Below are 16,838 nucleotides of genomic sequence, written 5' to 3' on the forward strand. Positions count from 1 at the left end.
TATTAAAGATGAACAAAATTAAACGTCTGTTTGGGCAATGGCTTGAAATCTACATTACGATTGCTTTAAGGATTTGTGAACAGTTAAACATACTGGAATCTGAATTATTTTACCGGAATCTCATGGTATTTTTTGTAATTTGTAAAAAAACAAAACTCTCATGAAAAAATGCAGTTTGTATCTTCCGCTGTTCATATTTATTTTTTCATGCAGTGAAAGTAAAAAAGATAAGTGGAAAAAAGCTGATGATACCATCCGATCCATTGAACAAATGCCGGATAAGCTTACGGTGTACGATACTATTTATACAAGGAATATGGAAGATAATACCCAACTTATTACCAACCTGAAAGCGGAACTAGAAAGGAGCGGTTTTAGTTTTGAGTCTCAAAAACCGGGTAGAATGTCCTATAATAATTGTGAAGAAAACAGCATCAAAATAGTTGAAGGTAATGGGATCAGAAAATATTTTGCAAAAAGCAGTAAGCCGGAAAAGGGAACTAAAGATTTTTACCCTGATTTCGTTATTTGGGTCTATGAATTTCCTTCACAGAAAGAAGCGGAAAGAAATTTTAAGGAACTGAATAAAGCATTATATTCCAAAGGAAGTCATTGTAACGGGAAAGCTCCCGAAAAGCTGGTGATTAATGGTAATGAAGTGTATCACTTATCAACCCGCGCAGAAATGTTCAGAACCTATACGGAAAAATATGGTGAAATGGTAAAAAATGATCGATAGGTGATCTTGAATATTCCAATCAAAATATAGGATTTCAGCCTAAATTGAAATGGCTGCTACCGTTATTTTTGCACTTGCAGATGGAAATTACTATTAATAAGTTGAAAAATAAATTGATGTTACAAACAGAACATAATCTGTCAGATCAGTTTTTTGTGATCACCGGCGGTCCCGGTGCCGGTAAAACCACGCTGCTGAATGAGCTGGAAAGGAGTGGTTTTTTGACAGTTGATGAAGATGCAAGAAAAATCATCAAAGAACAGCTCATGATCAATGGTGACGGGCTTCCCTGGCAGAACAAGGAATATTATGCCCGGCTGATGTTTGAGGCTTCCGTGCATACCTATCAAAAAATCAAAGATAAAGCAGCCACCGGAATAGTTTTCTTTGACCGCGGACTGCCTGATACCATTTGTTACATGAATATGGAAAATATTCCGGTTTCAAAGGAAAAAGAAGAAAAGATCCGGGAAGTTATCTATAACAGAAATGTATTTATCCTTCCGCCATGGAAAGAGATTTATGAAAATGATACAGAACGGAAACAGGATTGGAATGAAGCAGTATTTACTTTTCAGGAAATGAAGAAAACCTACCTCAGATATGGATACGAAGTTATTGAAGTCCCAAAAGGTAGTGTGCAGAACAGATGTACATTCGTACTGAAAAATATCAACCGGTTAAAAAATTGATAAAATGAATGAACTATTTTCAAACCAGATCCTTGAATTGGCTGAAAAAGATCTTTCAGTACGGGAAAAGCTGGCTTCGGAGGGCCAACTTTCAGGCGGATATCATCCTGAAATGGAGCAGGTTCATAAAGAAAATGCAGCTCAGCTCAGGGAAATCATTGAAAAAATAGGATTTCCTACCATTTCAAAAGTAGGAGCGGAAGCCAGCGATGCTGCATGGCTCATTATTCAGCATTCAATCGGCGAACCGGAATTTATGAAATGGTGCTGCCAGCTAATGATCGAAAACAGTGATGATATCAAGCCGTCCAATATCGCCTATCTGCATGACCGGATTCAGTTTTTCCAGGGGGAACCGCAACGGTATGGAACGCAGATGATGGCAGATGGACTCCCGTATCCGGTTGAAAATAAAAACAGATTGAACGCAGAACGGCGTAAAGTAAATCTTATGCCTTTTTCGCAGGAAAAAATCAATGCGATTCCTGATCCTGAAAATATCCCGGAAATAGACAGAAAAGATGCTGATTATACCGCATGGAGAATAAAAACAGGATGGCTCCCTGATTTTGAGTGATGATTTAATTTCCGAAAAATTCACCATTTATATATCCGTCATTTTATGCATATTTGTATAAAAACAAACCAATGATCTTAAAAATTATCAATGCCATACTCATCTTTGCCGCCGTTTTTATGGGAATTAAGCAGGGACTGGCGATGTTTACAGGAAAGCCTGAAATGGCTGCCTTACTTGGAAAATGGGGGTTCGACAAGACTGGGCTGATGATCAGCGGGGCCATAACGATGATAGCCGCTGTAATGATCTTATTCCCTAAAACATTTGTCTGGGGAAATTTTCTCATGGCCGCAGGCATATTGCTGATCATATGCTTTCACCTCCAGGACCGGGATTTTAAAGGCGTAATGATTGAACTGCCGTTTTTGCTTCTCAACCTGCTCATTATTTTTCTACAGCATCCTTTAAAACAATAAGTATGAAAAAACATCTTCTACTCACAGCCGTATTATGCCTGTCATGTATGGCATGCGGCCAGAAAACCCCTGAAAAAGGCACTCAAAAGACAAATACAACACAAAGACAAAAGAATATGGACCTATCAAAAATAACAGATGAAACCGTAAGAAATGCTGTACAGGCGTTGCAGGATGGTAACCAGAGCTGGTATAGCTTTTTTACAGACAATCCGGCAATGACAGACGATGGTAATACCGTAGATTTTAAATCTTTCTTTGCCAATGCCCTTGGAAAAGAAAAATTTCTCACCATTGACAGGGTGGGAGATGATGGAAAAGAAATTTATGGAAACTTTCAGGTAGGGAAGTGGGGCACATTTCCGGTATTTTTCCGCTTCCACAAAAATAATGAAGGAAAATTTGCCCGATTGGATATAGGCCAGGCAAAATAAGCGGGATTCTTTGGATCTTATTCTGTTCCAGGCTTTTCAAAGTCCCTTTTCAACTGTAAATTCCTGATGAGCAAAAACCGGTTCATGCAGCATTTAAATGTTTTTTAATCATGGGCTGAAAAAATATTTTGTCAGTTTCAAAAAACTTTATATATTTGCACCACTGAAAACGACGGTACAGCCGTTATTCAGGAGAGTTGGCAGAGTGGTCGATTGCGGCAGTCTTGAAAACTGTTGACTGTAACAGGTCCGGGGGTTCGAATCCCTCACTCTCCGCTGATTATAAGAAAAGCCTACTGATTACCAGTAGGCTTTTTTTATCATATTATCCTTTCTTTATTTCATTCTGTAAATTTATCCTTCTTGAAATTATTAAATGTATTCACACGGAGAATTTCAGTTACCGAAAAGAAAGTCCTCTTAATACTTCAAATATTAGTTATTTATTCTGCTTCCATTGCCTGTATTTTTCCGGGATCATCGGGGTGCCCTTTGGAAAATAAGTCCCGTTAAAGTCAAAATAAAAAAAGCTTCCGCTTTGGGCATGTCTTATCTGAAGAAGAGCTTTTAAGTTTTTTGAAGTACTGATGTACCGGTAATCAAACTTGTCATTGCCCAGGACAGGAGTGGAGTTCTTCTGAGTGTTTACCAATATGAGCTGACCGGGCTGATTATCAGAAGGGATCAGGCTGAATTCCTGGTTCAAAACCACTGTTTTTTGATCTGATCTGATTATCTGATTCTTTAAGCTGGGAGGTTCCATCATTCCTCCTCTGAATTGGATCTCCGTTTTGAACAGCCTGGAAACAGAAGCCTGGCGATAAGGACTATCGCCTATTTTCTTAAAATTAAGATCATAGAGTTCCACAGTTTTATCGGATTGCGGGATACCATATTGCTGGCCAAATTCGCGTTGTCTGGCCGTTTCGTCTCCCAGGGCAAATCCAATAAGGGTAGGAGGAGCATCTTTGTTGGTGCGGAATAACAGATCAAAGCTTTTGAAAGAAGGCAGACCTTTTACCGGGGAAAAATTCCGGTTAACATCAAGAATATCATAGGTGTTGTCATTCTTTAATGCCCAGATAAACTGCTTATCATTTAAAAACTCATTATCCCATGAATGAGCATTAGGCTCTATTTTAAGATAATGTTCTTTAAGCATAATAACAGGCTTTCCGGCGGCGAATAATGCAGAACTTCCTTCGAGTTTGAAATGATAATAGTTGTCATTTCCTATTTTTAAAGGACCGCAGTCGGTATCCAGTTTTCCGGATAGGATTTCTTTTCCGGATAAGGCATCCATCACAAAATCCGAGTCTTCATTTTTATTGATGATATAAGCCTGAAAATCACCTGCCAGGTAATAATTTCCAAAATCATTTAAATAGCCCGGTTCCTTGTATTCAGTTCCTGATACATTCATGATACCGGTTTCACCACCAAACTTAAAAGGTACATATTGAGGATGATGCTGGGCATGCATAGTTACAAAAAGAAAAAAGGCATAAAAGGAAAAGAAATATTTCATTTTGGATTTATATTTTGAACCTCAGTAGATTATTGAGGTGTATGGTTCAAATGTACGTAAATCCCGGTAAATGGAATAGTTTTTATTGTCTTAAAGCACAAGTAGGCTGTGGTTCATGGTATAAGCTATCAGCTCGGCTGAAGTTTTGGTATTCGTTTTTTTCCTCAGGTTACGTTTATGATTTTCTACTGTATGGTAAGACAGGAAAAGTTTCCTGGCAATCTCCCGGTATTATCTCGGGGACAAAGTTATTAGCTTAGATCATTAAAACATATAGCAGATATCTGTCATTTTTTGTTATTTCCAATAATTGGAGCTTAATTAAAGCAGGATTTATTTGTTATTATTGATGCGAATTAGTCTGTTTATGCATGTTAAATATTCAACAATTGGTGAAAAAATGTGAATTTCATAATTTTGTTTTTAGTAACAGTGCAATGGATTAGGTATTGTTCAGAGAAGCACTTATCTCTGAAATACCGGATATTTCTTTTTCCAGTGAAAATAATAAAATCCCTGGAATCAAAGATTCCAGGGATTTTATTATTGAATTAATGGTAGTGTTAACTCAATATCTCGCATGGCGCTATACAAATCACCCAGGGACATCTTTTTATCCCCGGAGGCGGGCAGCATGCTTCGGAGCAGCTTAGTGCTCCGCCGTTAATACTCTTTAGCTGGTCTCTTGAAATTTTTTTGTAATTTTTCATAATAAAGTAATTTGGTTAAACTTCAGATTTAAGGTTGGTTTCCGCCTCCGCATCCATCATAGGGCATGCATTGCCATTTACCACCGATTAAGCAGATCTGGCCACCAGGGCAGTTAATCCCCCCTTTAATGGTTTTCAATTCCTCTCTTTTGATTTTTTTTAAATTTTTCATAAAAATTAAGTTTGGTTGTATTCGAAATTAATCAAATTTTATTAAATGGATAAATTATTCCAAAATATATTTTATGAACAGGTGTCAGTATTGGAAAAACAGAGATTCCGGAACATGTTCTTTTAGTAAATATGATTAGCAGGAGAATTTAAAGTTATCTGTTATTGTATATCTGTATAAATATTTCCGGTGCTGGAAAAATGAAATAAACAAAGAAAAAGACAGATAGAATTTTTGGATTCAAAGGATTTCTATTAATGATAAATAAATTATGTAAATAATTTTCTATCTGTAAATGAAAAATGATCTATTTTTAAATGGTATTTTTAAATAATATTCATTTTGTTTTAAAAATTAATATAAAATTCACCTGACATGAATACAATTTTACAGTATTCTGAGAATCTGTTCTGTTTTATGCCTAACTTTATAGGTGTATAAAGTCAATTTTAAAGTTTTTGTAAGCATTTTGATGAAAAGATAAATTTAATGACTTGCTTTTTATCAGACATTTACTGGCATAACAAGACAAAAATTACTTTAACTTTGCGAATTGAATGGGAGACTGCAATTCCCGGATTTCCGGGTATTCTGTGTACCGTTAAAAACTAAAAACCGGAGAGACTTAAATAATCAGAAAATTAATTTATTTGACAGACCCTTATGAAAGATAAATTCTTGGATTTTAAATGGAGAAAAATCGTTCATTATTCATTGATCATATGTATTTTATTGATACAGGTCATTATTGCTGTATTTTTTTATAATGAATTTGTCAATGAAAAGAAACTGAATTTTATTAAAAAGCAACTGGAGGAAAGCCGGGTGCTGGGCGATCTCACTGATGATTCCAGGACGGATTTTATGGAAGCCCAGAAGTACCTTCAGAAATATATGGTCAGCCAGGATGATAAGGATCTGAAATTATACTTCGAATCCCTCAAAAAGCTTAAAGGGAACTTTGACAAAATAGACAGCTACGAAAAGCTCAGCCCGAAGCTGAGAAATACCCTTATTCAGCGTAAAAAAGATACCCTTCAGGTTAACAAGCTGAAAACATTAATAGATTCAGCCTCTCAGCTTTCTGCCAGTAAGGCTCCCAAAATCGAGCAGCAGCCTTATGAGCCGAAAAAGTTTAAGAATAACTTCGAAAACATGGATATACAAACCCGTACCTTTACGGATACCATCAAAAAGAAAGGGTTTATGGGGCGTCTGAGAGATGCCATATCCGGTAAGGTGAATGTACAGAAAGAAAGCACGGTCATCACATTAACCAATAATAAAACGATAGACATTTCCAATGTAAAATCTGAAATGGATAATGCCATAAAATCGATGGACAAACATTATGCTGAAGAAGTAAAAAAGGTTCAGAAGAATGCGGAGAGGAATGCTGAAAAGAATCAGCGGGATAATGCCCATTTTTATGGTAATTTCAGTAAGCTTTTGGTATACAGCAACGGACTGATCAATGTGTATGAAAATGCCATTAAAGATTTTAAATCGCAGCTGGAAAAAGAATACAACGAGCAGAATTCAAATAATAATAAAATCAGAACCAACCTGGTATTAGGATTAATGATTCTGATGTTCATTGTCTCCATCCTTATTATGTATTTAACGAGGCTGGCCTTTATTTATGAGCGTAGATTGAATGCAGCCAATAACGAGATCAAAAAGAGTCTTAATTTCAAGAACAGGATTCTCGGAATGCTGAGCCACGAGCTGATGTCTCCCCTGAAGATTGTCAATATTTTTATTGATAAGATCAACAGGACCACGAAAGATGAAGCAATAAAAGATTATCTGAAATCGATAAAATTCACCAACAGTACTTTACTCATCCAATCTAACCAGATTCTGGATTACACAAAAAACCAGGAAGCCCCGAAAAAGCTGATTAATTTTGTCTTTAACCTTAAAGATGAGCTTCATTCCATTGTAACTGCCATTACACCTTATATAGAAACCAGGAATAATAAATTAGTGGTTACAGACAAAATTCCTGCAGATGCTATTGTGAATGCAGACAAAATAAAGATCAACCAGGTATTCATGAATATCCTGGGAAATGCGAATAAGTTCACAGAAAACGGACAGATCATTCTTAGCATGCATACAGAGCCTGCCGGTGAAAATATGATCTCCCTGATCACCACAGTAAGTGATACCGGTATTGGCATTTCGGAATCGGACCTGAAGAATATTTTTGAACCGTATTACCAGGGAACAGCTTCAGATAAAATGGATAATTTCGGAGCCGGTTTAGGGCTTAATTTATGTAAAGAGATTATAGAACTTTTCGATGGAGAAATAAACGTTGACAGCGAGCAGTACAAGGGAACAAAAGTAACATTCAGAATCAATTTAAATATCAATAGCAATGGAGGAGCCAACTGAAAATAAAGAGATCATATTTCTTTTAGCAGATGATCACAGTATCGTGCGTCAGGGAATGGAAATTCTTATAGATGAGGTTCTTCCTGATGCTGTGGTTTACCAGACCTCTTCCTTGCAGCAGATCATTGGAATGGTACAGGAGAAAGGAGTAGAAGTAGCAATCATTGATGCTCATTTCCCGGATGGAAACAGCCTGAACACGGTATCACAGCTGAAAAATGAACATCCGGATATTAAAATCCTTATTTTCAGCGGTCTTGAAGAAGAACTCCATGCCCTTAAATTTATTAAGGCCGGAGCCAACGGCTATCTGAGCAAATTAAGCGAAGAGGAAGATGTCAGACAGGCAATTTCAGATATAGTTAACAAGGGAGAGTATTTTTCTGAAGTGGTCAGGAAATTACTGGTGGAACTTGTTTATAATCCGAATCTCATCAATCCTCTCAGTAGCTTAACTGCCAGGGAATTACAGATTGCCAGCATGTATGCAGAAGGACATGGGAACCTCGAAATTGCCAATGCGCTGGATATCAAGCAGAACACCGTAAGCACTATCAAGAAAAATATTTTTAATAAACTGAAAATAGATAATATTGTTGAGCTGATCGAACTGTTCAATACCCACCACAAACTCTAGGATTTCTAAAGCCTTGCTTTATTTTTTTCATTCTGGAAATGCACATTCGATAAACATCTATTCTTTTCTCGATATATATCGATGCCTTTTATGAGGCACGTGATCTTCGAATGTCGTTACTTTGTACCAGTAAAATTAACCAAGCGAAAGAGTAAGGATCGGTTGAAATTTCTTCTAGTTTTTTCAAATTTGATGCAAAGTGGTTAATCGTTACGATTCTAAAAACATAAACTAGTGATGAAATTAATATAGTGTATGCATAACCTTAGAACAGACTTCTTGAAAACCTTATAAAAAAACACAAACTATATAAAGAAGTTAATTGGCCTTTAGGTTATTTAATACAGAAAAAAAGGAGGCTCCCCGCCTCCTTTTTTGTTTTAACAGCAATCCGACGGGTATACTGATAACAATTATTGAATCATTTCTTTTCTTAAAAATAAAATGGACGTGAGTCTGATTCTTTCCTAAGGATGGATTACCACAGGGGTTCCACCGCAAAAGGAATCACAAAGTTCATACGGAGCAGGTCCCATCGGTTCATCGGTCTGTGCCTGGTAATATCCCAGACAGCAGTTGTAGCACGTGGAAAATTCGGCACTTCCCCAGCTATCGCAGGCTCCTGCGGCAACTCCTCCGTTAATACTCTTTAGCTTTGATCTGTCTAAAGCTTGCGCACCATTGGCATTTAATTTTAATTTGAGATTTTTCATTGTAAGGGTTTTAGTCACTCAAATATAATAATTAATTTCAATATCTGGTGAAAAATTATATTTTAATATGCTGGATTATAATAAGTTAATGTGTATTTTTAGACTTATTTTCCGGAAACCTGCTTCAGCTCGATCAGCTGGATAGGTTCAGCCATCAGCTCGTTCATTTGCCCGGCAAAATTTTTAAAATGTGGAGTTTGGATATGGTATTCAAATGCAGCCTTATCCTGAAACGCTTCATGCATATAAAAAGTACCTGTATTATTTTTGTCCTCGAAAAGAATGTAATAAAGACATCCCGTCTCACTGCGTGTAGGATTGATAAGTTGTAACAGAGCTTCTTGTAAGGCCGCTCTCTTTCCTTCTTTAGCTTTTAAAACAGCAATGGATATAAATTGTTCGTTGTTCATTGTATTTTGATTTTATTTTAATCTGAGTTTGTAATAAGACATTTCTGTTTTTTAAGGTTGTCAGGAAGTTTGAAGGCTGAAGAGGGAAGTTGTTGAGGCCTGAAAACAGAACTTTATAGCAACTTTACTAATTTTTAAAACCAGATTGATCAAATTCCATGACTAATGTTTACTATAAATAACTGGTATTAACTTCCAGCCTCCCTCTGCCAGCTTCCAGCCACTTAATCTGAAATTTTTTACCCCGACTCAGGCAATTTTAATCACCTCTTATATTGGCCGGTGCAGCCGTTAAAACTGATATTAAAGTTTAATCCTGTAAATAAAATAAGGCGGCTGTCCTTTATCTTTCTCTCCGGAAAAAGCAGGTGTACTATTCAGTTGATTCACCGAAATATACAGGTATCCGTCTTCGGAAATAACTACATTATCCGGCCATTTTAATCTTCCGTCTTTAACCACTTCACTCAGCTGGCCGTTAGCATCCAGCTTACTGATGCTGTGGCCCCCAAGATTGGTTATATAGTGATTGCCGTTCTTATCCGTTGCCACACCGTCACTTACAGGTTTGTCTCCGGACTTCTGTATAGAATTGCCGATGGTTTGATCATCCGCGTTTTCCCGGAAAAGCCTTGCAGGAACCTGATACCAGGCCGTACCGTTCATCGCTCCGAAGAAAATGGTTTCCCTGTCGTCCGATAGGGTAATAGGATTAATACCCACCCGTGAAGGCTTTCCTCCAAAATCGATTACCTCTCCGTCAATAATCATATCCACATCTTCAGACTGTAAAGTGCTGTGGCCGCTGAACCTTCGTGCTTTTTTGGTCTTAAGATTTAAAGCGATAATACCGGGATTGGCAATATCAGCGAGATAGGCCCAGCCATTTTTTTCGTCAATGGCTACATCCTGTACAAAACTTCCCTTAGGAGCTATATCGGAAGGGAGCTCGATTTTTTCTGCAATCTTATTTTTCTTCAGATCAATAGACCATAAGCGGGTTATTCCCAGTTCCAACCCCATATCGATCATCCAGAGACGGTTTTTCTTATCCACAAGAATGCCCAGTGGAGTATCAAATGCATCATGGCTTGCTTTCCCTCCGTTTTTCTGCAGTTTTACCGATGGAAAAGGAACGGGCTTTCCATTGATAATTTCTACCAGCTGCTGCCTGGGAGATCCCAGAGGATGAATCGTTGTGAAGACACGTCCATCTTTACTTATCGCAACATTTCCCGGCCTCATGCTATCAAACTGTGCTACTGTTTCAAGTGGATTTTCCTGCTGTTTAAGATAGCCGGCAGTTCCGTCTGTCCAGTCTTTACGGACCGGAGTGAAAAAGTCGAGATCTTCGGTACCGTCTTCCAGGCAGAAAAACTCATGGGTAACATTAGCGGGGATAATCAGCACACCGCCTGCTTTTACAATATATTCTTTATTGTTCATTAAAACCCTCACACTGCCTTTCGTAATATAGGTTACCTGTTCATTGGGATGCTGATGGGGTGGAACATGGGCTCCTTTGTCCATTTTCCAGAATGCGAAAGTGCTTTCTGACCCGGAAACCCATTTGCGCTGCAAGCCCGTTCCTACCTGCTCCCAGGTTCCTTTACTGAAGTCAGTTTGAAGTATTTTCTGCTGGGCCGGCATCATTCCGAAAGAAAATAGGGCTAATGATAAAAGAATTGTTTTTTTCGTCTTCATATATAAATAGTTGTTTGAATACATTTCTAATATTGTGCTTTTGATCCGGATGATTCCCAGTTTCGCCGGTATCCCTCATTATGGCTGTCCGGCAGCTGAACCTCAAATACATTTTTTTCATCAAGCTGCACTGTAATTTTTGAAGCTGAAAAAATTCCGTCTATCAAATGGCCGCCTGTCTTTCTGTCTTTGGATAAAAAATGAAAATGAAAGGGTGACAGATCCATTCCGCCAACATATCCGGGACTGTAAAATCCTACGAACGTTCCTGAGACAGCCTGCTTTTTATAGATCGGTCGTGTTTTCATAAAAACAGCAATGCCGGTGGTATCTTTTGCATCTACCTTCACGGCACCTCCCAAAATCAGGCTGCTGAATTCCGCTTCAATTTTTATAGCATAGAAACGGTTACGGGAAGGGAGAGCAGCCAGGATCTTCTGCTGGAGATCTTCTACATTTTTTATATTATCAAGCACAACGGACTGATCTTTTCTGAAAAAGGTAAATGAACCGAAAGGAATCTTTCTGTCTTCATCGGCTTCCTGTACGGTTCCGTCAGTGGCAACACGGTAGATTTTACCATCCAGTGCGATAAGTTCACCATCCAGGAAGTTATAGGTACCCAGCCCGAAATTGCCTTTGGTTTTTAACTCTTTTACTGTCAGGTCACCGGTGTATACTCCGTTTCTCAGGGCATCCATAGTGGAGTAATGGGAGATTTTATCCGCTTTCTGGGCAGTTAATGAACCCGAAATTAAGGAGATCAGGCTGATGTATAATAAACGCTTTATCATGAGTTTTAAATTTATCTGTCGAAGCAAAATTATACTGATTTTGAGCAAATTATTGGTAGATAATTTCTATGTTTTTGTATATTTTTGCTGTAGAAAATAAAATCATTTTGTGTATGAACAGAGATGTATTGTACCAGCCTTACAGCATTCATTGCGAAACACTGGATACTTTTCCGGAAAAAGAGAGCAGGAAAAATTTCTTTGAACTGGTTTTTATTTTATCGGGAACGGGCCGTCATTGTATCAATAAACACAGTTTCGACTATTCGGGTAATCATATGTTTCTGCTGACACCCCAGGATTGCAGCCAGTTCTGGATTGATACCACCACAAGATTTTTCTTTTTGAAGTTCACCAATATTTATTTAAAGGACAGCAGCATTTCAAAGGAAAACATTCAGCGTTTAGAATACATTATGGAAAATGCCAATCATAAACCTGGATGTATTCTGAAAAACCAGAGCGATCAAACCTTGGTCCGGCCCATTGTAGAAGCGCTGATCAGGGAGGCCGTCAATAAAGATGTATACCACAGCGATATCACGGCTCAATTGGTCAATACCCTGATTGTGGTTGTTGCCCGGAATATCGCCAAATATCTTCCTCAGAACATCGATGAAACTTCAGAATCACGTATTATCAGTATTCTGAATTACATCCAGAGCAATATCTACGAGCCGGAAATGATCCGGACCGAAGTCATTAGCAAAACGTTTGGGTTCTCGGAAAATTATCTCGGCAAATATTTCAAAAAACACACCGGAGAAACCCTGCAGTCTTATATCAATAACTATAAAACCACTTTAATTGAGCACCGCCTGAAATACAGTGACAGGAGAATTACTGAAATTGCTGATGAGCTTGGTTTTACAGATGAAAGCCACCTCAATAAATTCTTCAAAGCCAAACGGGGAGAAAGCCCAAAAGCATTCAGACTGCAATTTGTACAGCAGTAACAGAGATCCGTAAAAAACCTGATGTGTTTCAATATTTTGGATGTCTTTTTTACGGGGAGCTAATAAAAAAAGCTTTCTATCAGAGGGGTTTAGGAATAAATACATAATTTCGCGGCATGAGAATGTTTTTTTATGCATGGTTATGCGTTCCTCTTTCACTTTTCTCACAGACAAAGGCAAAGGTAGTTGGAATTTCAGATGGAGACACCATTACGGTCTTATTGGACGGAAATGTACAGAAAAAGCTGCGGCTGGCAGAAGTAGACTGTCCGGAAAACCGTCAGCCATTTGGAAAAAATGCCAAACAATTCACTTCAGACCAGGTATTTTCAAGACAGATTACGTTTGTAGAAACCAATAAAGACCGGTACGGGCGTTCAGTGGCAAAAGTATATTATGACAATGGGAAATATCTTTCTGCAGAAATCATCAAAGCCGGATATGGCTGGTGGTACTATTCGTATTCAAAGGATGCTGATCTTGGAGCAATGCAGAATAAGGCAAAAGCAAAAAAAGTAGGGTTATGGGTGGATAAAAATGCCGTTTCTCCATGGGATTTCCGCAAAGAACAAAGAGAAAAAGCGAAAAGAAAACGTCTTCAAAAACAGGCCGAACTGCATTTCCGGAAAGCTTAGCGAAAGTTCCTACTGATCTTGGTTTAATTGAAATCTAAAAATAAGAAACCGCTGTAAAATACAACGGTTTCTTTATAATAACATGTTAAGTTAAGAATGGGTTTTCAGCACTCCGTAATTGGATGCTATGGGTTCCTTTCCAAAAAGGCATGAAAAAATGTTCTGGAACTCGTGGATATATTTACATCTGATGGAGTTGCCATAAATTTTCAGCCCTTCCAGGATCTTCTTCGAACTTAAGTCAAAATCATACTTTATAAATGTTTCAGGTCTTTCGTACCTGATGATTTCCGGCGAAACATGAGTTCTCAGAAATCCGAATTTTTCAAGCCATTCTTCCGTAATCTGGATAGGTTTGATAGCTTCTGCCGGAACAGCAATGCTGTGAATGGCGTTTTCAATCTTTACCAGGTAATCATGATTTGTGCCCTGGAAGATTTCAGTGATGGTGTACGTTTGTTTTTTGTATTCAACTAAGTTTTTAATTTTAAGATCTGCTGCATTCATAATATTGTGAGTTTAGAAAGGTGTGTGTAGATATCTCCACTGCAAATAGTATGCCTCACATGGCAGTGAGATTGCTTTATTTTTGAATGTTTCGTTATTTTTTACATTTATAATGGCCTGAATGTTAAAATATTACTATTATTCCTTAAATTTTGTGAAAATAAGAGGTGGAATATGTGGTATATGTGTGGTATGTTTTTTCTGTTTAAGAATCCGGATGTCTACAAGTCTTTGTTTTTTAAAGCAAGAACAAAGGAAATTCCGACAGAAACTAACAGAACCACAATAAATATATTCCACGAAAATGCATGAAGGACATATCCGGTACCACTTCCCAGAATGCTGGAACCAAAATAATAAAACAGCCAGTAAATGGAAGTGGCAGAAGATTTTCCGTGTCTGGCATGAAGGGCAGTCATCTGGCTCGCCATGGTATGGGCAGCAAAAAATGCCAGAGTAAACAATCCAAGGCCTGAAATAAGCACATACATATTTTCCGACAACAAGAATAAGGTACCCAGAAGCATAAAAAGAACTGAACCTTTAAGGATAAAATTACGGCTGAACTTTTGAGAAAGCCTGCTCGTGATCATCGTTCCGAATACCCCGAAAATATACATTAAAAAAATAAAGGCGATCACAAAATGGCTTAAGGAGAACGGCGGGTCTTCCAGCCTGAAGGTTAAATAATTGTAAACACTTACAAAAGCACCCATCAGAAGGGCCGCTGTAAAGTAGAGCCGCAGCATATAGGCATCCGTAAGAAACCTTTTCATTTGTTTTACTTTGAGGGAATAATCCGTTTTTTGCGGATTAAAAAATCTGGATTCCGGAAACAGCTTCCAGAATACAAGACCCAGCAGAAGACTTTCTATTCCTATAATCAGTACAGCATTACGCCATCCGAATTCACCGGCAAGAATAGTCGCCAGTATTCTTCCGCCCATTCCGCCGATGGTATTTCCGCTTAGGTAAGTGCTGATGGCCAGTGCCACTACGGAAATATGAACTTCCTCAGTAAGATAAGCCAAAGCAACGGCTGATACACCGGACACGACAAACCCCTTTAAAACTCCGGTTGCGATCAGCAGATCAAGACTCGGTATCCATGCTGAGATCATGGTGAGAACAGCAGATAACACCAATGAAAACGTCATCAGGCCTTTTCTTGAATAGCTGTCCGCCTTAAAAGCAAAAAACAGAAGGCCTAAAGCCATTCCTATGGTAGAAGAGGAGACGAGAAGTGAGCTGTCTCCGGCTGTTGTTTTAAAATAATCTGCTACAGTAGGCAGCATGGGCTGAAAAAGATAGAGCTGTGCAAATACTGAAAGTCCCGAAAAGAAAATACAAAGTTTTATATACCGGAAACGAGGGCTTCCTTTTTCTGCTTTTTCAGATTGATCCATGATTTTGTTACAATTAAAAACCACCGGGTTTTTATAGAAATTAATGTCCTGTAAAGTTCATGATATTTTTTCAATCCTGAAAACGCCTGGATCAATCAGGTATATGGATAAAACCGATCAGAGCTATAGTATAGGACCGGATTTCTGTATTGATTTCCGGTCCCGGTTTTCAGCAGAATCGGACTCTAATGCATCATTTCATGAACTTTGATAAGTTCGGCGATATTACTGACATTAAGTTTTTTAAAGATCCTTTTTTTATAGGTACTTACAGTAGACATCCGGATATTCAGCTTATTGGCGATCTCCAAATTTCCGGTTCCGCTGGCAAGCAGATGGAAGATCTCATGCTCTCTTGCAGACAGCTTTTCTTCCGGGTTGCGTTGTTTATTCTGAATGAGAAGGCCTACCAGTTCACTTGGATAGTAATAGCCTTTCTCAACGACAGATTTTACAGCTCCCCGTATTTCTTCTTCGCTGCTTTGTTTACTAAGATATCCTTCGGCACCTTCACGGATGTACTGTATGGCAACATCCTTATCGTGTCCTGAAAATACAAGGATTTTCAGATCTTCCTGAATGTTTTTAAGTTCCGGAATCATTTTTTTGTATTGGGTTCCCGGCATATCGATATCCAGAAGAAGAAGGTCATAAGGCTGGGCGGCCAGATGACTCTTGACCTGCTCATAATTTTCGGCAAAATCTATGGCCAGCTCAGGATAAGCAGACTCCAACACCAGAGCGGTTCCCGCCCGTACTACATAATGATCATCAGCGATTAAGATTCTTTCATTCATAAAAATTTGGTTTTAATTGAGAGTTTTCGTCGATAATCTAACGGGAATCAGTTTGAAAAATAATCTTTTCAACGGATAATTCCGTATTCATATCGGAGGTTATTATATTTAGTTTTTTTATTTTTTTTAAACTTCAGGGATGGCCTGCTTTATATGGATATTTCTATTTTATCAGATCAGAATAAGACATATTGATCCTTAACAACGGCTTTGCAGTTTCCTGCGGAAGTCCTTTGTCAATAGTATTCCACGTGAAAGTTTTACGCTGTCTGTACATGTACGGAAACAAAATACAGAAAACGGGTTCAGGCCTTCATCCATACAAAAAATGATCTATGTTTCCTGCTTGATTAGGGCAGGGATGTGTTAATAATAATCATTGTACAGGTCGAAGTTTTTTTAAGCGGAGGGAATTCCAGAGCAATTTTTTTTCATGAAATATTTTGTGTTTTGGGCTTTGTCATTAAACAAATTTGGAATGAGCTGTAAAATTAGTGATTTTATGCACATAAAATATCATTGAAAATCATTTTTGACAGAGATTTTATCTGCATACCACGTAGGGATAGCAGGAAATGGTGATTTTATTTCATTTTATTGTGAAA

General features: G+C 38.0%; 19 protein-coding genes, 1 tRNA gene and 1 pseudogene. 10 read left to right on the top strand and 11 right to left on the bottom strand.

The window, feature by feature from the left end; translation table 11 throughout:
* Positions 1–160: 160 nt before the first annotated feature.
* From B7E04_RS12120 to B7E04_RS12145, 6 genes are all read left to right on the top strand, one after another.
* Positions 161–739, top strand: coding sequence for a hypothetical protein (locus B7E04_RS12120; protein WP_080778896.1), 579 nt, complete (start codon positions 161–163; stop codon positions 737–739).
* A 116-nt stretch (positions 740–855) separates the two neighbouring features.
* Entirely contained in the window at positions 856–1,431 is a 576-nt protein-coding gene (locus B7E04_RS12125; protein ID WP_080780672.1) for an AAA family ATPase, read from the top strand.
* A 4-nt stretch (positions 1,432–1,435) separates the two neighbouring features.
* Complete coding sequence (locus B7E04_RS12130; RefSeq protein WP_080778897.1) at positions 1,436–2,008, top strand: DUF6624 domain-containing protein; 573 nt, start codon at positions 1,436–1,438, stop codon at positions 2,006–2,008.
* Between the two features lie 71 nt (positions 2,009–2,079).
* Entirely contained in the window at positions 2,080–2,427 is a 348-nt protein-coding gene (locus tag B7E04_RS12135) for a hypothetical protein (protein ID WP_080778898.1), read from the top strand.
* A gap of 2 nt (positions 2,428–2,429) precedes the next feature.
* Positions 2,430–2,861: a hypothetical protein gene (locus B7E04_RS12140; RefSeq protein WP_080778899.1), complete on the top strand. Its 432-nt coding sequence runs from the start codon at positions 2,430–2,432 to the stop codon at positions 2,859–2,861.
* Positions 2,862–3,052: 191 nt separating this feature from the next.
* Positions 3,053–3,137: transfer RNA gene (locus tag B7E04_RS12145), tRNA-Ser, on the top strand.
* A 163-nt stretch (positions 3,138–3,300) separates the two neighbouring features.
* Here B7E04_RS12145 and B7E04_RS12150 read toward each other — a convergent pair.
* The 4 genes and pseudogenes from B7E04_RS12150 to B7E04_RS22175 all read right to left on the bottom strand — a co-directional run bounded on the left by B7E04_RS12150 (position 3,301) and on the right by B7E04_RS22175 (position 5,271).
* Positions 3,301–4,389: a hypothetical protein gene (locus B7E04_RS12150; RefSeq protein WP_080778900.1), complete on the bottom strand. Its 1,089-nt coding sequence runs from the start codon at positions 4,387–4,389 to the stop codon at positions 3,301–3,303.
* Between the two features lie 90 nt (positions 4,390–4,479).
* A pseudogene (locus B7E04_RS12155) lies at positions 4,480–4,611 on the bottom strand (LuxR C-terminal-related transcriptional regulator); the annotation flags it as partial.
* 341 nt (positions 4,612–4,952) lie between these two features.
* Positions 4,953–5,099, bottom strand: coding sequence for a bacteriocin-like protein (locus tag B7E04_RS22740; RefSeq protein ID WP_449384754.1), 147 nt, complete (start codon positions 5,097–5,099; stop codon positions 4,953–4,955).
* A 28-nt stretch (positions 5,100–5,127) separates the two neighbouring features.
* Positions 5,128–5,271 carry a bacteriocin-like protein gene (locus B7E04_RS22175; RefSeq protein WP_165439438.1) on the bottom strand — a complete coding sequence of 48 codons (144 nt, stop codon included), beginning with the start codon at positions 5,269–5,271 and terminating at the stop codon, positions 5,128–5,130.
* Between the two features lie 663 nt (positions 5,272–5,934).
* Between B7E04_RS22175 and B7E04_RS12165 the strand changes: the two genes are divergently transcribed.
* Both B7E04_RS12165 and B7E04_RS12170 read left to right on the top strand, forming a co-directional pair.
* On the top strand, positions 5,935–7,674 hold the full coding sequence (locus B7E04_RS12165; RefSeq protein WP_080778902.1) for a sensor histidine kinase: 1,740 nt from the start codon (positions 5,935–5,937) through the stop codon (positions 7,672–7,674).
* The gene (locus B7E04_RS12170) at positions 7,658–8,311 is read left to right on the top strand and encodes a response regulator (RefSeq protein WP_080778903.1); all 654 of its coding nucleotides are present in this window, start codon (positions 7,658–7,660) and stop codon (positions 8,309–8,311) included. The genes B7E04_RS12165 and B7E04_RS12170 overlap by 17 nt, the downstream gene beginning before the upstream one ends.
* Positions 8,312–8,778: 467 nt before the next feature.
* Here B7E04_RS12170 and B7E04_RS12175 read toward each other — a convergent pair whose 3' ends face one another.
* From B7E04_RS12175 to budA, 4 genes are all read right to left on the bottom strand, one after another.
* Positions 8,779–9,024 (bottom strand): hypothetical protein, encoded by a 246-nt coding sequence (locus B7E04_RS12175; RefSeq protein ID WP_080778904.1) that lies wholly within the window; start codon positions 9,022–9,024, stop codon positions 8,779–8,781.
* 104 nt (positions 9,025–9,128) lie between these two features.
* Positions 9,129–9,434, bottom strand: a complete 306-nt coding sequence (locus B7E04_RS12180; protein WP_080778905.1) for a putative quinol monooxygenase — start codon at positions 9,432–9,434, stop codon at positions 9,129–9,131.
* 303 nt (positions 9,435–9,737) lie between these two features.
* On the bottom strand, positions 9,738–11,138 hold the full coding sequence (locus tag B7E04_RS12185; protein ID WP_080778906.1) for an L-dopachrome tautomerase-related protein: 1,401 nt from the start codon (positions 11,136–11,138) through the stop codon (positions 9,738–9,740).
* A 26-nt stretch (positions 11,139–11,164) separates the two neighbouring features.
* Entirely contained in the window at positions 11,165–11,932 is a 768-nt protein-coding gene (gene budA / locus B7E04_RS12190; RefSeq protein ID WP_080778907.1) for an acetolactate decarboxylase, read from the bottom strand.
* Positions 11,933–12,045: 113 nt separating this feature from the next.
* On the opposite strand from budA, the gene B7E04_RS12195 reads away from it, so the two are divergent.
* A complete protein-coding gene (locus B7E04_RS12195) occupies positions 12,046–12,888 on the top strand; it encodes an AraC family transcriptional regulator (protein WP_080780674.1) in 843 nt (280 codons plus the stop codon).
* Between the two features lie 116 nt (positions 12,889–13,004).
* A complete protein-coding gene (locus tag B7E04_RS12200) occupies positions 13,005–13,523 on the top strand; it encodes a thermonuclease family protein (protein WP_080778908.1) in 519 nt (172 codons plus the stop codon).
* A 90-nt stretch (positions 13,524–13,613) separates the two neighbouring features.
* On the opposite strand, the gene B7E04_RS12205 is transcribed toward B7E04_RS12200, so the two are convergent.
* The 3 genes from B7E04_RS12205 to B7E04_RS12215 form a co-directional block, all read right to left on the bottom strand.
* The gene (locus B7E04_RS12205; RefSeq protein WP_080778909.1) at positions 13,614–14,030 is read right to left on the bottom strand and encodes a hypothetical protein; all 417 of its coding nucleotides are present in this window, start codon (positions 14,028–14,030) and stop codon (positions 13,614–13,616) included.
* Between the two features lie 221 nt (positions 14,031–14,251).
* Positions 14,252–15,436, bottom strand: a complete 1,185-nt coding sequence (locus tag B7E04_RS12210; RefSeq protein ID WP_080778910.1) for an MFS transporter — start codon at positions 15,434–15,436, stop codon at positions 14,252–14,254.
* A 185-nt stretch (positions 15,437–15,621) separates the two neighbouring features.
* Complete coding sequence (locus tag B7E04_RS12215) at positions 15,622–16,233, bottom strand: response regulator transcription factor (protein ID WP_080778911.1); 612 nt, start codon at positions 16,231–16,233, stop codon at positions 15,622–15,624.
* Positions 16,234–16,838 lie beyond the last annotated feature (605 nt).

Origin of the sequence: Chryseobacterium phocaeense, assembly GCF_900169075.1 — a bacterium.
Taxonomy (GTDB): Bacteria; Bacteroidota; Bacteroidia; order Flavobacteriales; family Weeksellaceae; genus Chryseobacterium; species Chryseobacterium phocaeense.

Bases quoted from the DNA above. Each gene is read 5' to 3' on its own strand.
- B7E04_RS12135 (WP_080778898.1), top strand. From the start codon at position 2,080: ATGATCTTAAAAATTATCAATGCCATACTCATCTTTGCCGCCGTTTTT.
- B7E04_RS12195 (WP_080780674.1), top strand. From the start codon at position 12,046: ATGAACAGAGATGTATTGTACCAGCCTTACAGCATTCATTGCGAAACA.
- budA (WP_080778907.1), bottom strand. From the start codon at position 11,932: ATGATAAAGCGTTTATTATACATCAGCCTGATCTCCTTAATTTCGGGT.
- B7E04_RS12140 (WP_080778899.1), top strand. From the start codon at position 2,430: ATGAAAAAACATCTTCTACTCACAGCCGTATTATGCCTGTCATGTATG.
- B7E04_RS22175 (WP_165439438.1), bottom strand. From the start codon at position 5,271: ATGAAAAATTTAAAAAAAATCAAAAGAGAGGAATTGAAAACCATTAAA.
- B7E04_RS12120 (WP_080778896.1), top strand. From the start codon at position 161: ATGAAAAAATGCAGTTTGTATCTTCCGCTGTTCATATTTATTTTTTCA.
- B7E04_RS12210 (WP_080778910.1), bottom strand. From the start codon at position 15,436: ATGGATCAATCTGAAAAAGCAGAAAAAGGAAGCCCTCGTTTCCGGTAT.
- B7E04_RS12150 (WP_080778900.1), bottom strand. From the start codon at position 4,389: ATGAAATATTTCTTTTCCTTTTATGCCTTTTTTCTTTTTGTAACTATG.
- B7E04_RS12175 (WP_080778904.1), bottom strand. From the start codon at position 9,024: ATGAAAAATCTCAAATTAAAATTAAATGCCAATGGTGCGCAAGCTTTA.
- B7E04_RS12165 (WP_080778902.1), top strand. From the start codon at position 5,935: ATGAAAGATAAATTCTTGGATTTTAAATGGAGAAAAATCGTTCATTAT.
- B7E04_RS12180 (WP_080778905.1), bottom strand. From the start codon at position 9,434: ATGAACAACGAACAATTTATATCCATTGCTGTTTTAAAAGCTAAAGAA.
- B7E04_RS12200 (WP_080778908.1), top strand. From the start codon at position 13,005: ATGAGAATGTTTTTTTATGCATGGTTATGCGTTCCTCTTTCACTTTTC.
- B7E04_RS12185 (WP_080778906.1), bottom strand. From the start codon at position 11,138: ATGAAGACGAAAAAAACAATTCTTTTATCATTAGCCCTATTTTCTTTC.
- B7E04_RS12215 (WP_080778911.1), bottom strand. From the start codon at position 16,233: ATGAATGAAAGAATCTTAATCGCTGATGATCATTATGTAGTACGGGCG.
- B7E04_RS12130 (WP_080778897.1), top strand. From the start codon at position 1,436: ATGAATGAACTATTTTCAAACCAGATCCTTGAATTGGCTGAAAAAGAT.
- B7E04_RS22740 (WP_449384754.1), bottom strand. From the start codon at position 5,099: ATGAAAAATTACAAAAAAATTTCAAGAGACCAGCTAAAGAGTATTAAC.
- B7E04_RS12125 (WP_080780672.1), top strand. From the start codon at position 856: ATGTTACAAACAGAACATAATCTGTCAGATCAGTTTTTTGTGATCACC.
- B7E04_RS12170 (WP_080778903.1), top strand. From the start codon at position 7,658: ATGGAGGAGCCAACTGAAAATAAAGAGATCATATTTCTTTTAGCAGAT.
- B7E04_RS12205 (WP_080778909.1), bottom strand. From the start codon at position 14,030: ATGAATGCAGCAGATCTTAAAATTAAAAACTTAGTTGAATACAAAAAA.